Origin of the sequence: Hominimerdicola alba, assembly GCF_900109655.1 — a bacterium.
GTDB classification, from domain to species: Bacteria; Bacillota; Clostridia; order Oscillospirales; family Ruminococcaceae; genus Hominimerdicola; species Hominimerdicola alba_B.
Map to the genome: position 1 here is coordinate 397103 of NZ_FOAT01000003.1, position 21765 is coordinate 418867.

Sequence of the window (21765 nt, forward strand, 5' to 3'; positions counted from 1 at the left end):
AACTTAAAATGCAATAGGTTTTTATTAAAATCGCCACGAAATTTCCGATTTTATTAGACAACATGCACTATAAATCACGTAAAAATATTGCTATTCTGAATATTTTCGAGCCTTACAGCACACAAAAACACCCCTCGCATCAGTTCGTCAGATTTCTGCCAGACCGAATCAAAAACAGCACCCGCCCGAACCAAATCGACCGCATCTGACGAATTTCGTTCAGCCCTGCACATTCCAAGCACAGCACAATGGTTTATGCCACAGGATCCCGCCCGCGCAAGGACTTTACTTTTGCAGGAATATATGATATAATTAATCGGTCATAAAAATCTGAAAGGTATGATAAAATGGAGAACACACAAAAGAAAGATATTTTCGACCGCATAATGGGCTGGGGCTTCCTCAAGACCTTTGAGCCCTTCTATAAGAAGAACAAAGAAGTATTGCTGTATCTGTTTTTCGGCGGACTGACCACCATAGTCGGACTGATATTCTTTATACTGCCATATAAGCTACTCGACCTGCAAGATATCACGATAGGCAGCAAAACGATAGATACCAACACACAGGTTGCAAATACAATCTCGTGGATATGTGCTGTGACATTCGCATACATCACTAACCGCATCTGGGTCTTTGAAAACAAGGCGCATACCTCTCAGGGCATCGCTAAGGAGTGCTTGTCTTTTTACGGCGGCAGACTCCTCACCCTGCTCATCGAAAATTTCCTGCTGAACCTCTGCGTCGAGAACATCGGTATGAACGCAATAATCTCAAAGGTGATAGTATCCATCATTACGATAATACTCAACTATATCATCAGCAAACTGTTCGTTTTTAAAAAGCAGAAATAACAAATACAGCCCGCGGACATGGTTGGCATTTATACGGATATTCTGTATAAACCGCCCCTGACCCCGGGCTGTATTTTTTGCTCATCCCGATATGTGTATAAACAGTGTTAAAAAGTCGAGTTTATGGTAAAAAGCCTTGATTTTAACACGGTGATATGCTATAATATGGTAGCGTAACTATAGTTAAAAATTGAAAAACGTAATAACACGATAAAAGGAGAACACACATGGCAAAAAAGTTCATAGCGGCTCTGCTTGCACTGACGATGTGCGCAGGTCTCGCAGGTTGCGGAAATAAAAGCGATAAAAAGGACAGCAGTACCTCTAAAGCGAGCGCGAACACCTCAGCAGCCGATACCGATGCTGCCAATGACGAGAATACTGCCGACAGCAAAGCCGATGACGGCGGTATAACTGTCCCCACCGAGCTTAACAAGGATAATATTGTGATCAGCGGCATTTCAGGCGATTGCAATGAGACCCCCACCAGCGATGAGCTTCTCGCTTTCGCCGGGCTTGCTATCGAACAATACCGTGCAATACAAACGGCTGACAAAGAAAATATCAAGCAGACCCTTGCTTTCCATAAGATCATTGATCCGTTCTGCGAAATTGCCCAGAACACTGATATAGATATAACAGGTCTGTATCTCGGTGATGTTGATGACGATGATCTGTCTTTAAAAGAAAAAGAGATGATAACCTGGGGTATGATGCTTTCCATGTGCTCCGATCTTGATGAAGCAGATACCGATAAGGCAGATGAATACGATGCCTTGGGAGACGATCTGAACAATAGACTGAACTTTGTCAATGAAAATCTGGACTTTGATGAATTCTCTGCCCTTTTCTGGAACAGCGGAGAAAACTTCGTACCTATGGGCGAACTGAACAGTGATACCATAATGATTTTCGAGCTTAACGGATTTGAGCGCGACGGCGATGATATGTTCACTAACTTTGATTTGGTAATACTCAACGGAAATGATATGTTCAGGCTCTTTAATGTAAATGCATGGTATATGGATAATACTTCGGGCATAATGATAAACCACGCAGAACGCAGTGACAACAATTATGCCGACATGACCATTGACGAGATAAAACAGATGATCGAGGAAAAAGGTGCTGAAAATTAAGCAAAGCAGCTGTGGGTGAGTATTGCGCAGACCCTGAAACACGCGGCGAAGCTTTCAGAAAAAGCTTGAAAGCTGACCACTTATAAGGAGTATATAATTTATGGCAAAGAAAATACTGGCAGCAATGCTGGCGCTGACGATGTGTGCAGGTCTTGCAGGCTGCAAAAATGATGGCGAGAATTCCGCTAAAGATAGCGAAAATACCTCAGCAGCCGATACGGATACTGCCAATGATGAGACTGCCGGCAGAAAATCCGGTAAGGTCGGTGAGATCTTCCCTGTCGAGCTGAACAAGGATAATATTTTCATTGGTGACGTTTATGTCAATAATACAGATACGCCCACCAATGACGAGCTTCTCACTTTCGCTACGCTGGCTGTTGAACAGTACAACGCTGCTCAGGCGAATGACAGCGAAAAATATACGCAGACGTTCTCTTTCGATAAGGTGGTCGAACCATTCAGCGAAATGATCGCCGTAAGGCATATCAACCCCGAAAAGGATGATATGTCTGTTAAAGATCTGGCGATGTACCGCTGGGGCTATATGCTTTATTTTTGGTCTGACGCTGATCCCTCATATAATGATGAAGGGGAAGAGGAATATAAAAAGAAAACTGAGCTCGCTCTTGACACCTTCAGCATCGATAACACCGCCCTATGGAAAGACGGGGATAACTTAGTCCCAATGGGCGAAGTGAACGGCGATACCATCGCATATGTCGATCTTCAGCAATTCGTGCGCGAAGAAGATGATATGTACATCAACTTCGATATGACAATACTCAACGGAAATGATATGTTCAAGTTAGGAAGCATCGAAGCATGGTATATAGACGGCTCCTCGGGCGTAATGGTATTTTCCGCAGAACACAGCGATAACGAATACGCGGGCATGACCGTTGACGAGGTAAAACAGAAGATCAAGGAAAATAAGGCTCTGAATGAAGTAACAGAAGCCGCACACTCTTTGTACATTATCATGGCTGAGTACTGCGCAGAACTGGATGAAGCGGGCGAAAATATCAAGAAAAAGCTTGAAAGCGATTTCCCCATGTGTTCATCAAGCGATGGTCTTGACATTGCAGGCGATGAACCTAAGGCTAAGGGCGATAAATATGTGTATGACCAAATGCACGAATATGGCTACCCCGACGGCAAAGCCTTTATTTCAGGCTATAACAAGAACTTGGATTTTATCGAAAAGGCAGGATATACTTCGGCGGACGGAGTTACGGGATATTATCCAGAAGAAGAATAGCTGACAATAGATAAGGAGAAAATATTTTTATGGCAAAGAAAATTCTGGCGGCAATGCTTGCGCTGACAATGTGCGCAGGTCTTGCAGGCTGCGGAAAAGTAAGCGAGAATAAAGACAGCAGTTCCGCTAAAGAAAAATCAACCGCAGCAGCCGATACAAATACAACCAATGATGAGAATATACAGGCTGCCGACAGCAAAACCGATGATGGCAGCATGACTGTCTCCACTGAGCTTAACATGGATAATATTATCATCATCAACATTCCAGGTATTCACAAAGATTCCCCCACCAACGAGGAGCTTCTCGCTTTTGCAGGGCTGGCTGTTGAACAGTACAACGCTGCTCAGACGAATGACAGCGAAAAATATACGCAAACATTAGCTTTCGATAAGATCGTTGAACCGTTCGCTGAAATTATGACCAAAATGAACCTCCACGGCGAACGCCCTTCATCTTCTAAAGAAAAAGTAATGTACAACTGTGGCTATATGCTTTTTGAATGTTCTGACAATGCTGATATCAAAACAGATGATTTCATAGATATCGATTCTGACGATAGTGCCATGACAGAGGGCTTTAAAAGTATGACGCAACTCGCCCTTGACGGTTTCAATATCGATAAAACACCACTCTGGGAAAACAGAAAAGAATTAGTCCCCATGGGCGAGTTGAACAGAGATACCATAATAGGTTTCGATCTTAATGGATTTGAGCGCGACGGGGATGATATGTTCATCAACTTTGATATGGGCATACTCAATGGAAATGATATGTTCGATTTTGTAAATATAGAAGCATGGTATATGGACGGCACTGCAGGTATAATTATGGATCCCCCGGAACACGACGACAACATATACGCAGACATGACCGTTTACGAGATCAAACAAAAGCTCGAAGAAGAATCCATTGAGCCTTACAGCTTAGTAGCCGCAAAAAAAGTGTACAACATCGTGAGTGAGTACCGTGCAGAACAAGAAGCGGTGGGCGAAGATTTCAAGAAAAAGATTGAAAGCGTTTTTCCTATGTGTACTTCAAGTTCAGGTCTTGACCTTGCAGGCGATGAACCTCAGGCTGAGGGCGATAAATATGTGTATGACCAAATGCACAGATCAGGCTACCCCGACGGCAAAGCATTTATATATGACTATTTCGAGAATGCCGATTTTTATAAACTTACAGGATATACCTCAACGGAAGGAGTGACGGAATTTTATCCGATGGAATGATATCCGATAGAATAATAGTTTGGAACTGACCACAGATAAGGAGGAAATAATTTATGGCAAAGAAAATAATGGCGGCAATGCTGGCACTGGTGATGTGCGCAGGTCTGGCTGCCTGCGGCGACAAAAAGGAGGATAAGGACAGCTCTTCAAAGGCTTCCGATTCGGCTAAGGCTGATGATCAGACCATTTCTGACAAGCAGACAACTTCCGATGAGACCACCACCGATGAGAGCAAGACCGATAACAGCGCAACTGATGATGACGATTCAAAGAAAAGTGACGATACTTCCTCTGCGGCTGAGGTACTGGTGAATGACGATACTACTTTCCAGACATCTGACGTTACCATGAAGCTGATAAACAATAATATCATCTATATAGATGAGAACAACCTGGAGACCAGACCCACCGATGAAGAGGTACAGGCTGCCCTCGATGCCATCTTAAAGCAGTATAAAGCCGCTGAGGATAAGGATACACAGGCATTCCTCGACACCTTCAATTTCGGTATCCTCAAAGAACCCATTGCGGAACTGTGCGATCTTCAGTTTGAGTTTGGCAGCGATACTTCCGATGAAGAATTCCAGCAGAAGCTCGCAGACACAAATCAGACCACAAAGTATGCGGTAATCGATGATGTTATCAGTATGCTTGAACAGCTTGGCGATGCTGATGTTAACGATCAGCTCAGCGATGCGATGGAAGCTAAGGACGGTGCAAAGATCAGAGAGCTCCTCACCAAGCTGACCGACAGCGTTAAACCCGATGCTGAAGCTGTAAAAACAAACCTCAATGATGAAACTATCTTCAACAGCGAGGAAGATATACAGAAGATGGACATCGGTGATGACGTTACCTACGGTTTCTTCCTGGAATACTGCGGCAAATATGAAGATCAGCTGTATATGCGCCTGACATTCTCTGTACTTTCAGGTGAAAAGGAGTATGACCTGGGCGGCGTTGAGACCTGGAGCGTAGGCGACGATATCGGTGTATACGTCACAAGCGAAGCTTATGAGGTCGAAATGGAAGACGATATGAAGGGCATGGATGCAAAGCAGATATTTGAAGCCCTGAAAGTTCAGATGGCAGCACCAATAACAGAGTGATAATAAACAGGTGAAGAGTATGAAAAGACAGGATTATCTCAGCTGGGACGAATACTTCATGGGCATAGCGCATCTTTCTGCCGGAAGAAGCAAAGATCCCGGCACACAGGTGGGTGCTTGTATAGTATCAGAAGAAAATAAGATACTGTCGGTGGGCTATAACGGTATGCCGACAGGGTGCAGTGATGATGATATGCCGTGGGACAGGGAAGGCGACTTCCTTGAAACGAAGTACCCCTTTGTATGCCATGCAGAGTTGAACGCAATACTCAACCGTTCGACGGGGAGCCTTAAAAATGCGAGGATATACGTATCCCTGTTCCCCTGCAACGAATGTGCGAAAGCGATAATCCAGAGCGGTATAAAAGAAGTAATATACGGCGATGACAAGTATGCCGACACGGACGGAGTGAAGGCATCGAAGAAGATGTTCAACATGGCAGGAGTAAAACTGCGTAAGTATGAGAACACGAATAGGGTCATCAAAATAGAGCTGTGAGGCACATAACAAAGTAGCGGGAACTGCCAAGGAAACAAAGCGCGCGGTATATGCGACTGCGTCGGCATATGCCTCGCACTAGCAGGCTTGCGGGAGTTTGAGGGCAGAGCCCTCAACTCAAGGTGCAAAAGCGACGCGGCAACAAAGCCATAAATAGCACAGCAAACGACCGACCAAAAAGGCGCGGCAATATCGAAATCATGAGCGTGAGCAAAACTAACGCACACGCACAAACTATCCGCGTAAAATATTGCCGCGCCCGCCGTCAAACAGCGATAGCGTCTTTGACGGCTCGACCCGAGGAACAAGGGGCGACCCCTTGCCAACGCATGAACGAACAAACAAAAATGTTCCACGTGGAACATTTGTTCAAAACCAGTGGACGTATGCGACCGCATATGACCGTATACCACCGCAAAATCAATAATCCCAAAAGGAGCAAGACCAATGGAAAGAAAATACGCTATACTCGGCGAAAGCCTGAAACATACAATGTCACCGCCGATACATAAAAGGCTGTTTGAACTCAAAAACAGAGAGTTCACCTATGAGATAATCGAACTGCCGACCGAGGAGCTGGCTCCCCATGCGGAGTACCTGAAAAGTCTGGCAGGATTCAATATCACCATACCCCATAAGATAGGCATAATCTCCCACTGCGATAAGCTGGCGGATTCTGCTAAGAGGTATAACTCAGTGAACTGCGTTGATAATAAAAACGGCGAGCATACAGGCTATAATACCGACTGCGACGGTTTCCTCGCAACCATAAACGCTATGGGCGCCGATCTTGGCGGCAAGGTGCTGCTGATAGGCTGCGGCGGTGTCGGCAGAATGATGGCTATCGAAGCCGCTCTCGCAGGGGCTGACCTCGTCATAGCCGTGCTCGAAAGCGATATACCTCTGGCTGAACAGGCTAAAAAGGAAATAACTGCCATGAAGCCCGATGCTAAGGTATCTATCGTGAAAAATACCGATATAGATACCTCTGTAAGCTATGACCTGCTGATGAATGCCTGCCCTGTGGGTATGTATCCGAAGATAAACGGCTGTCCCGTCAGCGATGATGTGATAGACGCAAGCAAGGCTGTTTTCGATGTTATCTACAACCCCCGCGAGACTGTGCTCATCAAAAAGGCAAGAGCTCAGGGCAAAAAAGCCGCAGGCGGTATGGCTATGCTGGTATGGCAGGCAGTCAAAGCCCATGAGATATGGGACAATGATACCTATTCCGACGAAGAGGTGCAGAGCATCATAACCGAGATGGAACTTCAGGTGGAAAAGGATTTCCCGACAGCATAATAATTTTCTGTCCCGATGTTCCTATGGGTGCATCGGGACTATTTTTTATCCGCTAAAATTTTCCTAAAAATGATAACGTTTACAATAGTAAACAATTTGTTATCCCCTTGAAATCGGCATTTTTATGTTGTATAATTAGGACAAAGGATATTTAATATATTACCATTTGTTGATCTTTAACAAAATATGGTCATGGTTTTTAGGGAAAATGAAGGAGCGGATATCATGCTGATAAACGAGGTAAAAAAAGAGCTTGAAGAACATATCATACCATTCTGGAACAAACTGCGTGATGACGAGAACGGCGGTTTCTACGGATACCTCAGTTACGGGCTGGAGCTGGATAAAAAGGCGGATAAGGGCGTTATCCTGCAATCAAGGATACTCTGGTTCTATTCTAACGCTTATATGACCCTCGGCGGTGATGAACTTCTTAACAACGCCAAGCACGCTTATGAGTTCATCAAGAATAACTGCATCGACTACGAATTCGGCGGTATCTACTGGATGATGGACTATACCGGCAAGCCCGCTGATACCATGAAGCATACATATAATATCGCCTTTGCTATATACGCGCTTTCAAGCTATTACAGGGCAAGCGGCGATAAGGAAGCCCTCGCGCTGGCTTACAGACTTTTCGAGGATATCGAGAAAAACACCCTTGATGAGTACGGCTACCGCGAAGCTTTTGACAGGGAATGGAATCTGGTGGATAACGAGGCACTCAGCGAAAACGGACTTAAAGCTGATAAGACCATGAATGCCATACTCCATCTGATAGAAGCATATACCGAGCTTTACAAGGCTGACGGCAACGAAAAGGTGGCTGAAAGGCTGAGATTCCAGCTGGGGCAGATGAGGGATATAGTCTATACCCCCGAGACCAATGCACTGAAAGTTTTCTTTGATACCAAGTTTGATCTGGTGGGAGATATACATTCCTACGGACATGATATCGAAGCCACTTGGCTTATGGACAGAGCCTGCGATGTTCTCGGGGACGAAGAGCTCAGAAAAGAGTTCGCCGAGATGGGGCTTAAAATATCGAATAATATACAGGATATCGCTCTTGAGGACGGCGCACTCAACAACGAGCGCGACAAGGACGAGGTCAACAAGACCCGCGTCTGGTGGGTGCAGGCTGAGGCTGTTGTGGGCTTTATAAACGCCTATCAGCACAGCGGTGAGGAAAAGTTCCTTGAATCCGCAAAGAGCGTGTGGGAGAATATAAAGAAATACATCATCGACCCCCGCGAGGGCGGCGAATGGTATGCCGAGGTCACCTTTGACCATGTGCCCCGTGAATGCAAGGAAACGGTGGGTCCATGGAAGTGCCCCTACCACAACGGCAGAATGTGCATGGAGGTGATAGCCCGCGGCTTGGATTTCTGACATATTATCTCTGAAAGGAGGGCATATGTACAAAGCTGTAAAGCTGATACACCGCATACTTATCTTTGCTTGCATAGCTGTTACAGCAGGCAGTCTGGTGTACTACCTGACAAAATGGGGCAGTCTGCCGGATGAACCGGGGATACATTTCGGTTCCGATCGGAATTTTGATGTGTATGCATCGAGGGTATACGGCTTTTATCCCCACCTGATAAGTAGTATAACCATAGGCATAACAGCTTTTTCGGGATGGCTCATCGGCAGAAAAAGCACGGGGCTGAATATCACCGAAAAGGGCGAAAAGCTATTCAAGGCTGAGATAATGCTCACGATAGATGTCATAGCTTTGCTGGTGACGCTGACCTTCCTTGAATGGACGTTAGCGGTGTCACATCAGAGAGCACTGAGCAATATTGTTCTCGTGCTTATAGGTGCTGCGTTCATAGCGGGCGGTATCGGGATAATCGCCGAGATCATCACCGTAATGGCAAACAAGAACAAAAGCGCTGTCAAAAAGGGCTCTGACACTTTTCACCGTTCATGCAGAACAGCTTCATGGCTGCTGACGGTGCTGTATCTTCCCCTGCTGGCATTCTGCTGGGAAAGGCTGCCAAGCGATGATGTGACAGATCAGTATCACGGGCTGGCATATTTTGCCAACTTTGACGCATATCTGGCAAAATGGCTGCTTATTGTACCCTCCGCTGTTGTGATAGTTATACTGGCGGTTCTGGAAGTCATCGGCAGCAAGGCAAAAAAAGGCGGTAATGAAGCCTTGGTGAGATTCACCGACAGGCTGAAGCTGATAAACGGTGTGTTCTTTTTCTGGTGGGATCTCGCGCTTATGTGCGAGGCTCCGCTGGGTATCATATCGGCGGGGATATATGCGGCGCTGTGCGTGGTGTGCGCAGTGCTTTATCTCAGGAAAAGGAACAGGTCTGACAAGGGGAAATATTGCATACAGAAAGGCAAGTAAAGTAAAAATGTACAAGTACGAAACACATCTACACACGGCTGAAACTTCTGCCTGCGCATCCGCAACAGGTGCAGAACAGGCAAGGCGCTACAAGGCAGAGGGCTATGACGGCATATTCGTCACCGACCACTTTTTCAATTCAAATACCACTGTTCCCAGAGATATATCATGGGACGAGAAAGTTATGCTTTACTGCAAGGGCTATGAAAACGCCAAGGCAGAGGGCGACAGGATAGGGCTGAAAGTATTTTTCGGGATAGAATACACCTATCAGGGGGCTGACATACTGGTGTATGGTCTTGACAAGCAGTGGCTGTTTGCTCACCCCAACTGCGACAGGGACTTTTATCAGTTTTACTACGATGCAAAAGCCGAGGGCGCTCTGCTGATACACGCTCACCCTTTCCGCGAGGCGGACTATCTGCGGGAGATAAAGCTTCTGCCAAAGTGGGTGGACGGTGTTGAGGTATACAACAGCGGCAACGGCAAGGAAGTGTACAACGAGCGTGCCGAGTGGTATGCAAAGCAGTTCGGTTTCCGCACTACTGCGGGTTCGGACAATCATCATCTGTCGGTAAGGAGCGAGCGTCTGGCGGGAGTAGTCAGCGAGGTTGAGTTTGAGCGACCCGAGGACTATGCGAGGGCATTTTTCGCTGACAAGATACGCCCGCTGTATCCTGCGGAAAGGCTATAATAAGACAAATGTTCCACGTGGAACATTTCGGCAGTAAGGCTGAATGGTCTCGGCGATGAAAGCTGGGGCAGATGCTTTATGAGAATGGAAAACAAGCAGAAGGAGGATATTCTATGAAACTTAAAAAGATAGCAGCCCTGCTGACTGCGGCAGTTATGAGCGTTGGTGTGATGGCTTCATGCGACAGCAGCAGTAACAAGGACGAAAAGTCAAAAGCGGAGAGCAAGACACAGTCCGCGGCAGAAACAAGCGAAGCTGAGGGCGGCGAGGGCGGTTCCGATACACCCGTCTCGGAGACCCACACCAATGACCCCATGACAGTGACCCCTGCCAAGGACTTGGTAGCTAAGATGACCAACGGCTGGAATCTGGGCAATACCATGGATGCAACAAGTGAGGGTCTTGAAGCTGAGACAAGCTGGCTTCCCACCAAGACACTCACCAACCAGTTCATGATAGATATGCTGCCCGAAGCAGGCTTCAACGTACTGCGTGTGCCTGTGACCTGGGGCACTCATCTTATTGACGACAACTATACCATCGACCCTGCGTGGATGGACAGAGTTCAGGAGATAGTGAACTACGGCATAGATGACGGTATGTACGTTATACTCAACACTCATCACGAGGAATGGTATATGCCCAAGGCAAGCGAAAAAGACGGTGATATCGAGGAGATAAAGGCTATATGGGCGCAGATAGCAGACCGTTTCAAGGGCTATGACGAGCACCTTATCTTCGAGGGTCTGAACGAACCCAGACTCCGCGGAGAGGGCGCTGAGTGGACAGGTACTTCCGAGGCGAGGGAGATAATCAACGAGTACGAAAAAGCCTTTGTTGAAACAGTAAGAGCTTCGGGCGGAAACAACGCTGACAGATGCCTGATGATAACAGGCTATGCGGCTTCATCGGGATACAATAACCTTTCGGCTATCGAACTTCCCGAGGACAGCGACAAGCTGATAATCTCGGTACACGCATACCTGCCTTACTCTTTCGCACTGGATACCAAGGGTACTGACAAGTATGACCCCGAGGATAATGCTATCCCCACATTTTTCGATACCCTCAACGAGCTTTTCATCAGCAACGGCATACCTGTTATCGTTGGCGAATTCGGTTCCATGAACAAGGATAACATCGATGACCGTGTAAACTGCCTTGACGATTATCTCGGTAATGCGGCTAAGTACGATATCCCATGTGTATGGTGGGATAACTATGCACGTATCGGCAACGGCGAGAACTTCGGACTTCTCAACAGACAGGAGTACGACTGGTACTTCCCCAAGCTGATGGACGTATTCAAGAAATACGCCGAAAGCGACCCTGCATCGGCGGCGGCATAACAATGTAAACAAGCGGGCGGTCACAGCCTTTTACCCAAAGGGGTGCTGTGACCACCGCTTTTTCGGCTTTAAATCCTTGTACAATATGCCCAATCAAAGAGGTAATACGACCACTTGATTGTACGATTCAGAGAAACACTATTTAACCTATTGACATACTAGGATTAATATGATATACTGTGAACACAGAAACGGGAAAGACCCGAGTTTCGGATTAACTATATATAAGTGAAAGGAAGATATATAATGGCAAATATCTACAAAAACATTGGTGAACTTGTTGGCAAAACTCCTCTGCTGGAGGCAGACAGATTTTCAAAGGCAGTTGGCGCAGAGGGAAAGATCCTCGCTAAGCTGGAATACTTCAACCCCGCAGGAAGCGTTAAGGACAGAGTTGCACTGAACCTCATCGAGGACGCAGAGAAGAACGGCACCCTGAAAGAGGGTTCTACAATCATCGAGCCTACATCGGGCAACACAGGTATCGGTCTGGCAGCAGTAGGCGTATCAAAGGGCTACAAGGTTATACTGACAATGCCTGAGACCATGAGCGTTGAGAGAAGAAACCTGCTGAAGGCTTACGGTGCTGAGATCGTACTCACCGAGGGCTCAAAGGGCATGACAGGCGCTATCAAGAAGGCTGAGGAACTCAACAAGGAGATCGATAACTCCGTTATACTGGGTCAGTTCGTAAATCCCGCTAACCCCGCTGTACATCTGGCTACCACAGGTCCTGAGATCTGGGACGACACCGACGGAAAGGTGGATATCTTCATCGCAGGCGTAGGCACAGGCGGAACTGTTACAGGCGTTGGTCAGTACCTGAAATCCCAGAACCCCAATGTTAAGGTAGTTGCAGTTGAACCTGCTTCTTCTCCCGTACTTTCTCAGGGCAAGTCAGGCGCACACAAGATACAGGGTATCGGTGCAGGCTTCGTTCCCGATGTACTTGATACAAAGGTATATGATGAAGTATTCGCAGTTGAGAACAATGACGCTTTCGCAGCAGGCAACAGATTCGCTAAGACCGAGGGTATCCTTGTAGGTATCTCTTCGGGTGCAGCACTTTTCGCTGCTGCTGAGCTTTCAAAGCGTCCCGAGAACAAGGGCAAGACCATTGTTGCTCTTCTTCCCGATACAGGTGAGAGATATCTTTCCACCGCATTGTTTGACTAACAAATAATTCGTACCCCCATAGATCAAAGAGGACATATGTACAAAACGTGCATCTGTCCTCTGTTTGTTTTTACTAAATTTCTGCCGTATCCGATACATCGGGGAACTTGTCTTCGTCATCGGGTCGTATAACAAGGTCGGGAGTGATTATAAAACAGGGCTTGCCCTCAAGCAGGAAAGTACCGCTGATAAATCTGGGGTTGACCACATCGTTCACATCCGGGGGAGGCTGGATATCATCCTGTCCTTTCTCCACAAATCCAGTGATATTATCACACAGCAGACCAAGGCTTTTTTTGCTGTCGCAGATGATTATACATTCGCGGTCAGTTTTCATATGTTTCGGGTAGCCGAACCTTTTCCTGAGGTCGATGACCGTGATGGTAACGCCCTCGTTGACGATAGTGCCCTCAACATAATCCGGCAGGTCGGGAACTTTGCTTGCAGACTGCGCAGGGACTATCAGCCGCACATCAGCGAAGCCCATAGCAAAGGTCTTGTCATCAACGGTAAAAATCAGATATTTATTAGAACTCTCCTCCAAAGCTGACACCTCCAGTAGCGCAGGCTGTAATTTATTATATACTATCCCTCTGTCAAGCGCGGTGACTATGCGGGATATTATGCATCGTTTAGTGTAAGTCTGACTATTATGTGAGCCGCTATCTCATCAAGGGGCAGGCTGATATTTGCGGCACCGTTCTCTGCCGCGACTTTCGGCATACCGTACACCACCGCCGTCTTTTCGGATTCAGCGATATTGTAAGCCCCAAGCTTGCGCATATCCAGCATACCCTTAGCGCCGTCACTGCCCATGCCTGTAAGTATGACACCTATGGCATTCTTTTTAGCCGCATAAGCCGCCGAATCGAACAGCACGTCCACCGAGGGACAGTGACCGTTGACCTTTACGCCCTCTTCACTGGTGACAAAATAGCCCTTTTTATCGCGGAATATCCTGAGATGTTTTCCGCCCGCCGCGATTATCACCATGCCGCGTTTAAGGTATGTGCCCGATACTGCCTCGCTGACTTTCAGCGGAAGTGCCGCATCAAGCTGAGTAGCATAAAGCTTGGTATACCCCTCTGGCATATGCAGAACACACACCACAGGGGGACAGTCCGCAGGCAGACCTTTCAGCACCACTGGCAGAGCATTCGTGCTTCCCGTTGAACCGCCTATGACTATGATATTATCGGTGTCGCTTATCTTCTGAGGATAAAACCGCGGCTTGATAATGCTTATACTGCTTATTATACTAGTGCTGACACGCTGGAGAAGCTTTTCATCAGCCGATACGCCGCTTTGGTGAAGTATTATATCTATCGCCCCTGCTGATATCAGTGACGACTGAGGACTTTTGTTTGCGGTAACAACGATTATGGGTATCGAATATCTCGGACAGAGCTCCTTTATATAAGCGGCGGCATCAAACTGCTCACCTGCATCTATATCCAGCACGATGACAGTGGGTCTACGGTGGGTTATCATCATCTTTGCTTTACTGAGCGGGAAAGCAGCTATCACAGTACCTCCTGGCAGAAGTTCTTTCAAGCCGCCTGCAAGCAGCTCGGAATTATTCCGGTTATCCGATATCAAATAAACTATCATAAGCTGCTCACCTCCGTTTTCTTACGGTAGACAGCAGGCTTCTCCCTGACGTAGGGCATATCAAATGGCGCGGATTCGGCGTGGCCTATATAAAGATATCCGCCCTCTTCCGTGGCGTTGTAGAAACGTCTGCACAGATCGGATTTCGTTTCATCATCAAAATATATCATAACGTTTCGGCAGACGATAAGATCAAAGCTTTTCTTGAAATTTATCTCTTCCATAAGATTATGATATTTGAATACAACGTTTTTGCGTATGCGTTCCTTGACCTGATAAAGGCTGTGAGATTTCTTGTCAAAGAACTTTTCGCGCCATTCCTCGGGGAGATTTTCAAGGGATTTTTCGGTGTATACGCCCTTTGCAGCCTGCCTCAGTGCGTTGAATGAAATATCTGTTGCCAGTATCTTCAAGTCCCATTTCGAGCGGTTGAAACCGAAATACTCGTCAAGGCACATAGCCAGATTATAGGGCTCGTTGCCGTAGGAACAGCCCGCTGACCATATCCTGAGATCGTGGTCTTGCACGGCTTTTTCAGCCTGTGGCAAAAATACATCGCGGAAGTGATCGAAATGCTCGGATTCACGCATGAAATAGGTGTGATTGGTAGTCAGTTTGTTTATAAGGTTAGCTACTTCTCTGCCCGATGCATCGTCAAATACCGCATCAAGGTACTCGCTGAAACTGCTGAAACCGCAGTCCGCGATATAGTTCGCAAGCCGCGACTGCACAAGGAACTGCTTGCCTTCAAGGTCGATTCCGTAGCCTTTTTTGACAAAGTGAACAAGTTTATTGAAATCAAGTTCATTGATACCCGTATCAACATTTGATATCACAGCCCGCGACCCCCTTTCAGCATGAAAACCATGATGCTTTGTACAGTTGATTATACCATATTTTTATGTGATTTTCAAGTGGTTTTGTGTTTTTCGTACAATAATTATTATATATCAATATTGATTTTGCCATTATGAGGGCTTTAAAACTCCTACATATTATGAAAAATTTGATAAATTTGGAAAGTTTTTATATATAACTCACAATGCAAATTCCGAAAGCCCTGCCGCGATTGTGCAGTTCAATAAAGTGTATGCAAGATTATATAATGTCATTGACAAGTTATTAAAACAGTGCTATAATGATATCAGTTTCAAGAGTACATGAAAGGAGTGAGCCGATGAATAAAAGTGTGTACAGTCTGGTGCTGGCGGACGAAGTGGTGGAAGCCATCGACCGCATGGCGTATTCCATGAATACCAGCCGATCAAACCTGATAAACCAGATACTCGCCGAGAGGGTCAGCCTTATGACCCCCGAGATGCGTATGCGGCAGATATTCAGCGAGATAGAACAGCTGATGGATCCGCGGTTCCTGTTCATCGATCAGCCCTCCGACAGCATGATAGCCATAAAAAGCCCGGTGAGGTACAAATACAAGCCCACACTGAGGTACAGCCTTGAACTCAGCCGAGATATGCAGGGCAAGGTGGGGCGGCTGAAAGTATCTTTCCGTACCAAGAGCGAACAGCTCACCGCCGCCGCAGACGGTTTCTTCGAGCTTTGGCTGAAACTTGAAAACAAGTATCTGCGGAAAGTTTTCCCCGACGGCGTACCCGCACAGACGGAAAACGGCAGATATACCAGAGACCTCTACTCCCCCATAGCCGAGCATCTTTCCGATAAGGAGATAGCAGGGGCGGTGGCAGGATATATCCGCCTTATGGACAGCTGTATACAGACCTATTTTGACGGTCTGACAGAGGGGCGCGACTGTTCGGAAGAGATAGGCGCGGCTTATGCGGCTTATGTGCGGACGGTCACGGCGGTGATATAGGGCGGTGGGATTATGAGCAAAAAGAGGAAGATAACGTGTGCGGTCATACTTGTGCTGCTGACCGCGGCGGTAATAGCTTTTTTCGCACTTACCACAAAAGCGGAGCGGAAGTTCGGTGTGAGCATACCCAAAGAATCGACACATGAGGTGATGGGCTTCGTATATGATGTGCGAAGCGACCTTATAATAAATATTCCCGAGGATTATATCCGCGAACTCAGCGAAAGCAGACCCACCTACGAGGAAGTTGTGGAGAAACTCGGTGAACCCAGCGGGAACACCGGCTCCGGGATATGCAGGGCATACTGGCGCATAGGTGAAAGAAAATATGCCGAATATTTTTTTCTGGGCGATGCATCATCTCTTGAGATATTTGAATTCAAATGATAATAATTTGATATATAAAGGAGGACACAATAATGAATATGCAGAAATTTACCGAGAAATCGGTGCAGGCTGTACAGGACGCGCAGAATATCGCGGCAAGGCAGTCGAATCAGGCGATAGGACAGGAACATCTGCTGAGCGCACTGTGCCTTGATGATAACGGTCTTATCCCTCAGCTGCTGACACAGATGAGCACGGATATCAACGCTTTCCGCGGCGCACTGGACAGGGCTGTTGATAAGATACCGAAAGTTACCGTAGGCGGCCGCGCTCAGGGTCAGGTGTATATTTCCAGCGAACTTGACCGCGCACTTGCCGAGGCAGAAGCTCAGGCAAAGCAGATGGGCGACGAGTTCGTATCCGTTGAGCATATCTTCATGGGTATAATGGAGTGTGCCAACAGCGAAGTTGCCGAGATACTGCGTACCTTCGGTATAAACAAGACAGGCTTCCTTGCAGCACTCAAGCAGGTGAGAGGAAGCGCAAAGGTAACAAGCCAGAACCCCGAGGAGACCTATGACGTTCTGAAAAAGTACGGTCAGGAGCTGGTAGGTCTTGCAAGACAGAACAAGCTTGACCCCGTTATCGGCAGAGATTCCGAGATAAGAAACGTTATACGTATACTCTCCCGTAAGACCAAGAACAACCCTGTGCTGATAGGCGAACCCGGCGTAGGTAAGACCGCCGTTGCCGAGGGTCTTGCACAGCGTATCGTCAGCGGTGATGTGCCCGACAGCCTGAAAGACAGACAGATATTCTCACTGGATATGGGCTCACTTATCGCAGGCGCAAAGTTCCGCGGCGAGTTTGAAGAAAGATTCAAAGCAGTTGTAAGCGAGATAAAGAAATCCGAGGGCAGGATAATACTGTTCATCGACGAACTGCATACCATCGTGGGCGCAGGCAAATCCGACGGCGCTATGGACGCAGGAAATCTGCTGAAGCCTATGCTGGCAAGAGGTGAACTGCACTGCATCGGTGCTACCACCCTAAATGAGTACAGACAGTACATCGAAAAAGATAAAGCTCTTGAAAGACGTTTCCAGCCCGTTATGGTAGACGAGCCCAGTGTTGAGGATACCATATCCATTCTCCGCGGCATAAAGGAGAGATATGAGGTATTCCACGGCGTTAAGATACAGGACCAGGCACTGATAACAGCCGCTGTGCTTTCCGACAGATACCTTACCGACAGATTTCTGCCTGATAAGGCTATCGACCTTGTGGACGAAGCCTGCGCACTTATCCGTACCGAGATGGATTCCATGCCCACCGAGCTTGATGACCTGAGAAGAAAGATACTCCAGCACGAGATAGAAGAAACTGTCCTCAAAAAGGAAAGCGACAAGCTTGCTGAGGAGCACCTTGCAGAGGTTCAGAAAGAACTGGCAGACATGAGAGCACAGTACAACGAGATGCGTGCTAAGTGGGAAAACGAGAAGAACGCCATCTCCAAGGTGCAGAAGATACGTGAGGAGATAGACGCTGTAAACGGCGAGATTAAGCAGGCTGAGCGTGACTATGACCTCTCGAAGCTGGCTGAGCTGAAATACGGCAAGCTGGAAAATCTGCAAAAGGAACTGGCTGAGGAAGAAAAGAAAGCAGAGCAGTCCTCAAAGAGCAATACCCTGCTGAGAGATAAAGTAACCGATGACGAGATAGCAAGGATAATCTGCCGCTGGACAGGCATACCCGTTGCAAAGCTGATGGAGGGCGAGCGTGACAAGCTGTTAAGACTTGAAAGCATTCTCCACGAAAGAGTTATCGGTCAGAATGAGGCTGTACAGAAGGTCAGCGAGGCTATACTCCGTTCAAGGGCAGGCATCGCAAACCCCAATCAGCCAATAGGCTCGTTCCTCTTCCTCGGACCTACAGGTGTCGGTAAGACCGAGCTGGCAAAGACCCTTGCTCAGGCACTGTTCGATGACGAGAACAATATCGTCCGTATCGATATGTCGGAGTATATGGAGAAATTCAGCGTATCCCGCCTGATAGGAGCGCCTCCCGGATACGTGGGCTACGAAGAGGGCGGTCAGCTTACCGAAGCGGTAAGAAGAAAGCCTTACTCAGTTGTACTGCTTGATGAGGTCGAAAAGGCTCACCCCGATGTGTTCAATATACTGCTTCAGGTGCTGGATGACGGCAGAGTTACCGACTCTCAGGGCAGAACAATAGATTTCAAGAACACCGTTATCATACTAACTTCAAACCTGGGCTCGCCTTTCATTCTCGAAGGCATCGATGATGAAACAGGCGATATCAGCGAGGACGCAAGAGAAAAGGTCAACGAGATGCTAAGATCGCATTTCCGCCCCGAATTCCTCAACCGTCTTGACGAGATAGTAATGTATAAACCTCTGCTGAAGAGCGAGATATACAACATCTGTGGTCTTATGCTGAAGAGCCTTGAAAAGAGACTTGCAGATAAGCGCCTGAAAATGGAGCTTACAGAATCCGCAAAGGCGGCAATAGTAGATCAGGGATATAATATGGCATTCGGTGCAAGACCTCTGAGAAGATTTATCCAGAGCCATGTAGAAACTCTGCTGGCAAAAGCGATAATCAGAGACGACCCCGCACCCGACAGCCTGATGAAAGTCGAATATGACGGCAACGATTTCTCCGTTGAGACTATCGCACCGGCTACAGCTGAATAATAATACCGCGAGGATAGCTTAAAATCAAGCTGTCCTCGCTTTTTGCGGGAAACTGCCAAAGAGACAAAGCTCGTGGTTTATGCGACTGCGTCGGCGTATGCCTCGCACCAGAAGGCTTGCGGTGAGCCTCAGTCAACGCCGTCGGTCGTTAAAAACGGATAGAAATAGCGGGCAGTCATCATTTCGCAGATGTGCGATTTTTGATGACTGCCCGCTTTATTTCGGAAGTATATTTTGCTCTTATAGTCTAATTTGCATTTTGGTTTTGCCAACAGTGTTTGCTCTCACCCAATCACACAGTTTTTTCCACTATTTTTGCCGATGTACAGCTTATTATCAACGTCCTGTATCCATTCATCAATGGACTGATCTTTCTTACCTCCAGCCACGCCAACAGTCAACGTGATATTTATGGTCTGACCCTCAAATTCCACAGGCGATGATGAAATATCCGCACGCATCTTTTCAAGGATATCCGCTACGCCCTCACTGTCACAGAACAATATCAGAAACTCCTCACCGCCCCATCTTGCAACGTCACAGCCCTCACAAGCGGAAGTCATTTTCTGTGCTACAGCTTTCAGAACCTCATCGCCCGCATTGTGCCCGTATTTATCGTTGATCTGCTTGAAATCATCGATATCCGCCATCGCAAGCACAGCGCTTTCCTTCTCCTCGCTGACTTCTTTAAGTCTGTCCAGCATATAATGTCGGTTATAAAGGTTCGTCAGACGATCCTTATGCGCCATATCCGTCAGCTTAGTCTCGGAAACGATTATCGAACGCACCGAAGCATTGAGATACAAAACCAGAAACCAGAAAACCACCAGCGAATTGAACACCAAGAAAAACATGGAATACTTGCCGCCCCTGTCATAAACAGGACCATTGATCCTCACATACCCCATGAATACGAAGTAGAAAACCGCCACACCAATGCTGATCGGCAGCGATCTTAGGTTTTTTCCGTTTATCCTGAAAGAAACATAATCGCAGGCATAGATCACAGGGATCATCGAAAAACAGTACAGATGAAACCCGTAACTTTCCCCAAGGCAGACCGTCGTCACTCCCATATAGAGAATTATCCAGAAATAAACCAACCACACGAATATCTCCAGTTTATTCTTGTAGATAAGAAGATAATTAAAAATATACACAAACAATGTCGGTATACTGAAATATACTAGAAAATCAGCCTCAAGCTTTTGAAAAAACAGCATAAGCCCGAATACTATGAAAAGTAAAGCAGTATTTACGCCATATGTCAGCTTCAAAACATTTTTTTCGCTCAAAGAGTGTCCCCCCTTTGCAGAAAAAGTATTTATATATATTATAATACCATATTCATAATTTTTTTGCAATAAATAACCACTCTGCACCTTTTACGAAAGCGTGAACTGTTTTTTGTACGAAATATCCAAAGCCCCTCCAACACAATAAAAAGGCATGATACTCCAGATATCATACCTTTTACACTTATTTCCATGTTTACAAAAAATGTCAAACCATCACCATCAAAAACTAATATCAAAAGAAGCCGCAATTATGTTATAAACATTGTCATAGGTAAACAGCAGATAATGCTTTAGTTCCGATCTGTCATAGTCTGCTCTTACAGGCATACTTTCAAGCCATTTGCTGTCCTCAACAATATTAAGATCACTATTTATAGCATTTCCGGAAATATACATATTCAAATATGTATCCAACTCACAGGAAAAAAATGCAATCACCCGATGAAATGTAAGTGTAAAAGGGATCCACTTTTCCTCATTGATTTTTTCAGTAAGATAACCATTTATCTCACCTTTGAATTCAAGACCATCTGAACTATCCTGAACAACTCTATCGATATGTATGTAATCCCTGCCGCTGAGTATACCCAGACCGGGAACTTCAACACCGACAATATTTTCCATAATCACACCTCCAAATATCATATAAACGAAAAATCCCGCGAACATAGTTCACGGGAAATAAAGCAGGGGCACCAAGGATCGAACTCGGGACACGCGGTTTTGGAGACCGCTGCTCTACCAGCTGAGCTATACCCCTAGGTATTAAATTGAAAGAGTGGACCATCAGGGACTCGAACCCCGGACCCACCGGTTATGAGCCGGTTGCTCTGACCAACTGAGCTAATGGTCCATGTACAAAAAAACGCAAACTGAAGAAGTCAGCTTGCGGTCTTGGGAAATATGACCCGTGGGAGAATCGAACTCCCGTCGCCGGCGTGAGAGGCCGGAGTCTTAACCGCTTGACCAACGGGCCTTGACGCTGGTTTTCA

20 protein-coding genes and 3 tRNA genes are annotated in these 21765 nt (G+C 46.7%); 15 read left to right on the forward strand and 8 right to left on the reverse strand.

The window, feature by feature from the left end; all coding sequences use genetic code 11:
- The first annotated feature begins 347 nt into the window (after positions 1-347).
- The 12 genes from BMY75_RS05815 (at position 348) to cysK (ending at position 12986) form a co-directional block, all read left to right on the forward strand.
- The gene (locus BMY75_RS05815; RefSeq protein WP_074831015.1) at positions 348-854 is read left to right on the forward strand and encodes a GtrA family protein; all 507 of its coding nucleotides are present in this window, start codon (positions 348-350) and stop codon (positions 852-854) included.
- 227 nt (positions 855-1081) lie between these two features.
- Entirely contained in the window at positions 1082-1993 is a 912-nt protein-coding gene (locus BMY75_RS05820) for an LptM family lipoprotein (protein WP_074831018.1), read from the forward strand.
- Positions 1994-2093: 100 nt separating this feature from the next.
- The gene (locus BMY75_RS05825) at positions 2094-3254 is read left to right on the forward strand and encodes a hypothetical protein (protein WP_074831021.1); all 1161 of its coding nucleotides are present in this window, start codon (positions 2094-2096) and stop codon (positions 3252-3254) included.
- Between the two features lie 29 nt (positions 3255-3283).
- Positions 3284-4486 carry a hypothetical protein gene (locus BMY75_RS05830; RefSeq protein WP_074831024.1) on the forward strand — a complete coding sequence of 401 codons (1203 nt, stop codon included), beginning with the start codon at positions 3284-3286 and terminating at the stop codon, positions 4484-4486.
- Between the two features lie 53 nt (positions 4487-4539).
- Positions 4540-5595 (forward strand): hypothetical protein, encoded by a 1056-nt coding sequence (locus BMY75_RS05835; RefSeq protein ID WP_074831027.1) that lies wholly within the window; start codon positions 4540-4542, stop codon positions 5593-5595.
- 19 nt (positions 5596-5614) lie between these two features.
- Positions 5615-6094, forward strand: coding sequence for a deoxycytidylate deaminase (locus BMY75_RS05840; RefSeq protein ID WP_074831030.1), 480 nt, complete (start codon positions 5615-5617; stop codon positions 6092-6094).
- A gap of 447 nt (positions 6095-6541) precedes the next feature.
- Complete coding sequence (locus tag BMY75_RS05845) at positions 6542-7396, forward strand: shikimate dehydrogenase family protein (protein ID WP_074831033.1); 855 nt, start codon at positions 6542-6544, stop codon at positions 7394-7396.
- Between the two features lie 225 nt (positions 7397-7621).
- The gene (locus tag BMY75_RS05850; protein WP_074831036.1) at positions 7622-8791 is read left to right on the forward strand and encodes an AGE family epimerase/isomerase; all 1170 of its coding nucleotides are present in this window, start codon (positions 7622-7624) and stop codon (positions 8789-8791) included.
- Positions 8792-8816: 25 nt separating this feature from the next.
- Positions 8817-9767: a hypothetical protein gene (locus BMY75_RS05855; RefSeq protein WP_074831039.1), complete on the forward strand. Its 951-nt coding sequence runs from the start codon at positions 8817-8819 to the stop codon at positions 9765-9767.
- A gap of 7 nt (positions 9768-9774) precedes the next feature.
- A complete protein-coding gene (locus tag BMY75_RS05860; RefSeq protein WP_074831042.1) occupies positions 9775-10461 on the forward strand; it encodes a PHP domain-containing protein in 687 nt (228 codons plus the stop codon).
- Positions 10462-10574: 113 nt separating this feature from the next.
- Positions 10575-11810, forward strand: a complete 1236-nt coding sequence (locus BMY75_RS05865) for a glycoside hydrolase family 5 protein (RefSeq protein ID WP_074831045.1) — start codon at positions 10575-10577, stop codon at positions 11808-11810.
- A 246-nt stretch (positions 11811-12056) separates the two neighbouring features.
- Positions 12057-12986, forward strand: a complete 930-nt coding sequence (cysK, locus tag BMY75_RS05870) for a cysteine synthase A (RefSeq protein ID WP_074831048.1) — start codon at positions 12057-12059, stop codon at positions 12984-12986.
- Between the two features lie 73 nt (positions 12987-13059).
- Here the strand turns inward: cysK and BMY75_RS05875 are convergent, their stop codons facing one another.
- From BMY75_RS05875 to BMY75_RS05885, 3 genes are all read right to left on the reverse strand, one after another.
- Positions 13060-13530: a chemotaxis protein CheW gene (locus BMY75_RS05875; protein WP_074831051.1), complete on the reverse strand. Its 471-nt coding sequence runs from the start codon at positions 13528-13530 to the stop codon at positions 13060-13062.
- Between the two features lie 77 nt (positions 13531-13607).
- Entirely contained in the window at positions 13608-14597 is a 990-nt protein-coding gene (locus BMY75_RS05880) for a chemotaxis protein CheB (protein WP_074831054.1), read from the reverse strand.
- Complete coding sequence (locus BMY75_RS05885) at positions 14594-15433, reverse strand: CheR family methyltransferase (RefSeq protein ID WP_139199729.1); 840 nt, start codon at positions 15431-15433, stop codon at positions 14594-14596. Before BMY75_RS05885 ends, BMY75_RS05880 begins: the two co-directional genes overlap by 4 nt.
- Before the next feature lie 341 nt (positions 15434-15774).
- On the opposite strand from BMY75_RS05885, the gene BMY75_RS05890 reads away from it, so the two are divergent.
- From BMY75_RS05890 to clpB, 3 genes are read left to right on the forward strand one after another with little or no spacing between them, the layout of a single operon-like run.
- Positions 15775-16431: a hypothetical protein gene (locus BMY75_RS05890; protein WP_074831057.1), complete on the forward strand. Its 657-nt coding sequence runs from the start codon at positions 15775-15777 to the stop codon at positions 16429-16431.
- A 12-nt stretch (positions 16432-16443) separates the two neighbouring features.
- Positions 16444-16818 (forward strand): hypothetical protein, encoded by a 375-nt coding sequence (locus BMY75_RS05895; protein ID WP_074831060.1) that lies wholly within the window; start codon positions 16444-16446, stop codon positions 16816-16818.
- Between the two features lie 32 nt (positions 16819-16850).
- Positions 16851-19475, forward strand: a complete 2625-nt coding sequence (gene clpB / locus BMY75_RS05900) for an ATP-dependent chaperone ClpB (protein ID WP_139199731.1) — start codon at positions 16851-16853, stop codon at positions 19473-19475.
- Positions 19476-19759: 284 nt separating this feature from the next.
- On the opposite strand, the gene BMY75_RS05905 is transcribed toward clpB, so the two are convergent.
- The 5 genes from BMY75_RS05905 to BMY75_RS05925 all read right to left on the reverse strand — a co-directional run bounded on the left by BMY75_RS05905 (position 19760) and on the right by BMY75_RS05925 (position 21749).
- Positions 19760-20770, reverse strand: coding sequence for a GGDEF domain-containing protein (locus BMY75_RS05905; protein WP_074831066.1), 1011 nt, complete (start codon positions 20768-20770; stop codon positions 19760-19762).
- Between the two features lie 222 nt (positions 20771-20992).
- Positions 20993-21397, reverse strand: coding sequence for a hypothetical protein (locus BMY75_RS05910; protein WP_074831068.1), 405 nt, complete (start codon positions 21395-21397; stop codon positions 20993-20995).
- A 63-nt stretch (positions 21398-21460) separates the two neighbouring features.
- A tRNA-Trp gene (locus BMY75_RS05915) sits at positions 21461-21533 on the reverse strand.
- A 19-nt stretch (positions 21534-21552) separates the two neighbouring features.
- Positions 21553-21626: transfer RNA gene (locus tag BMY75_RS05920), tRNA-Ile, on the reverse strand.
- A gap of 51 nt (positions 21627-21677) precedes the next feature.
- Positions 21678-21749, reverse strand: a tRNA-Glu gene (locus BMY75_RS05925).
- Between the last annotated feature and the right edge of the window lie 16 nt (positions 21750-21765).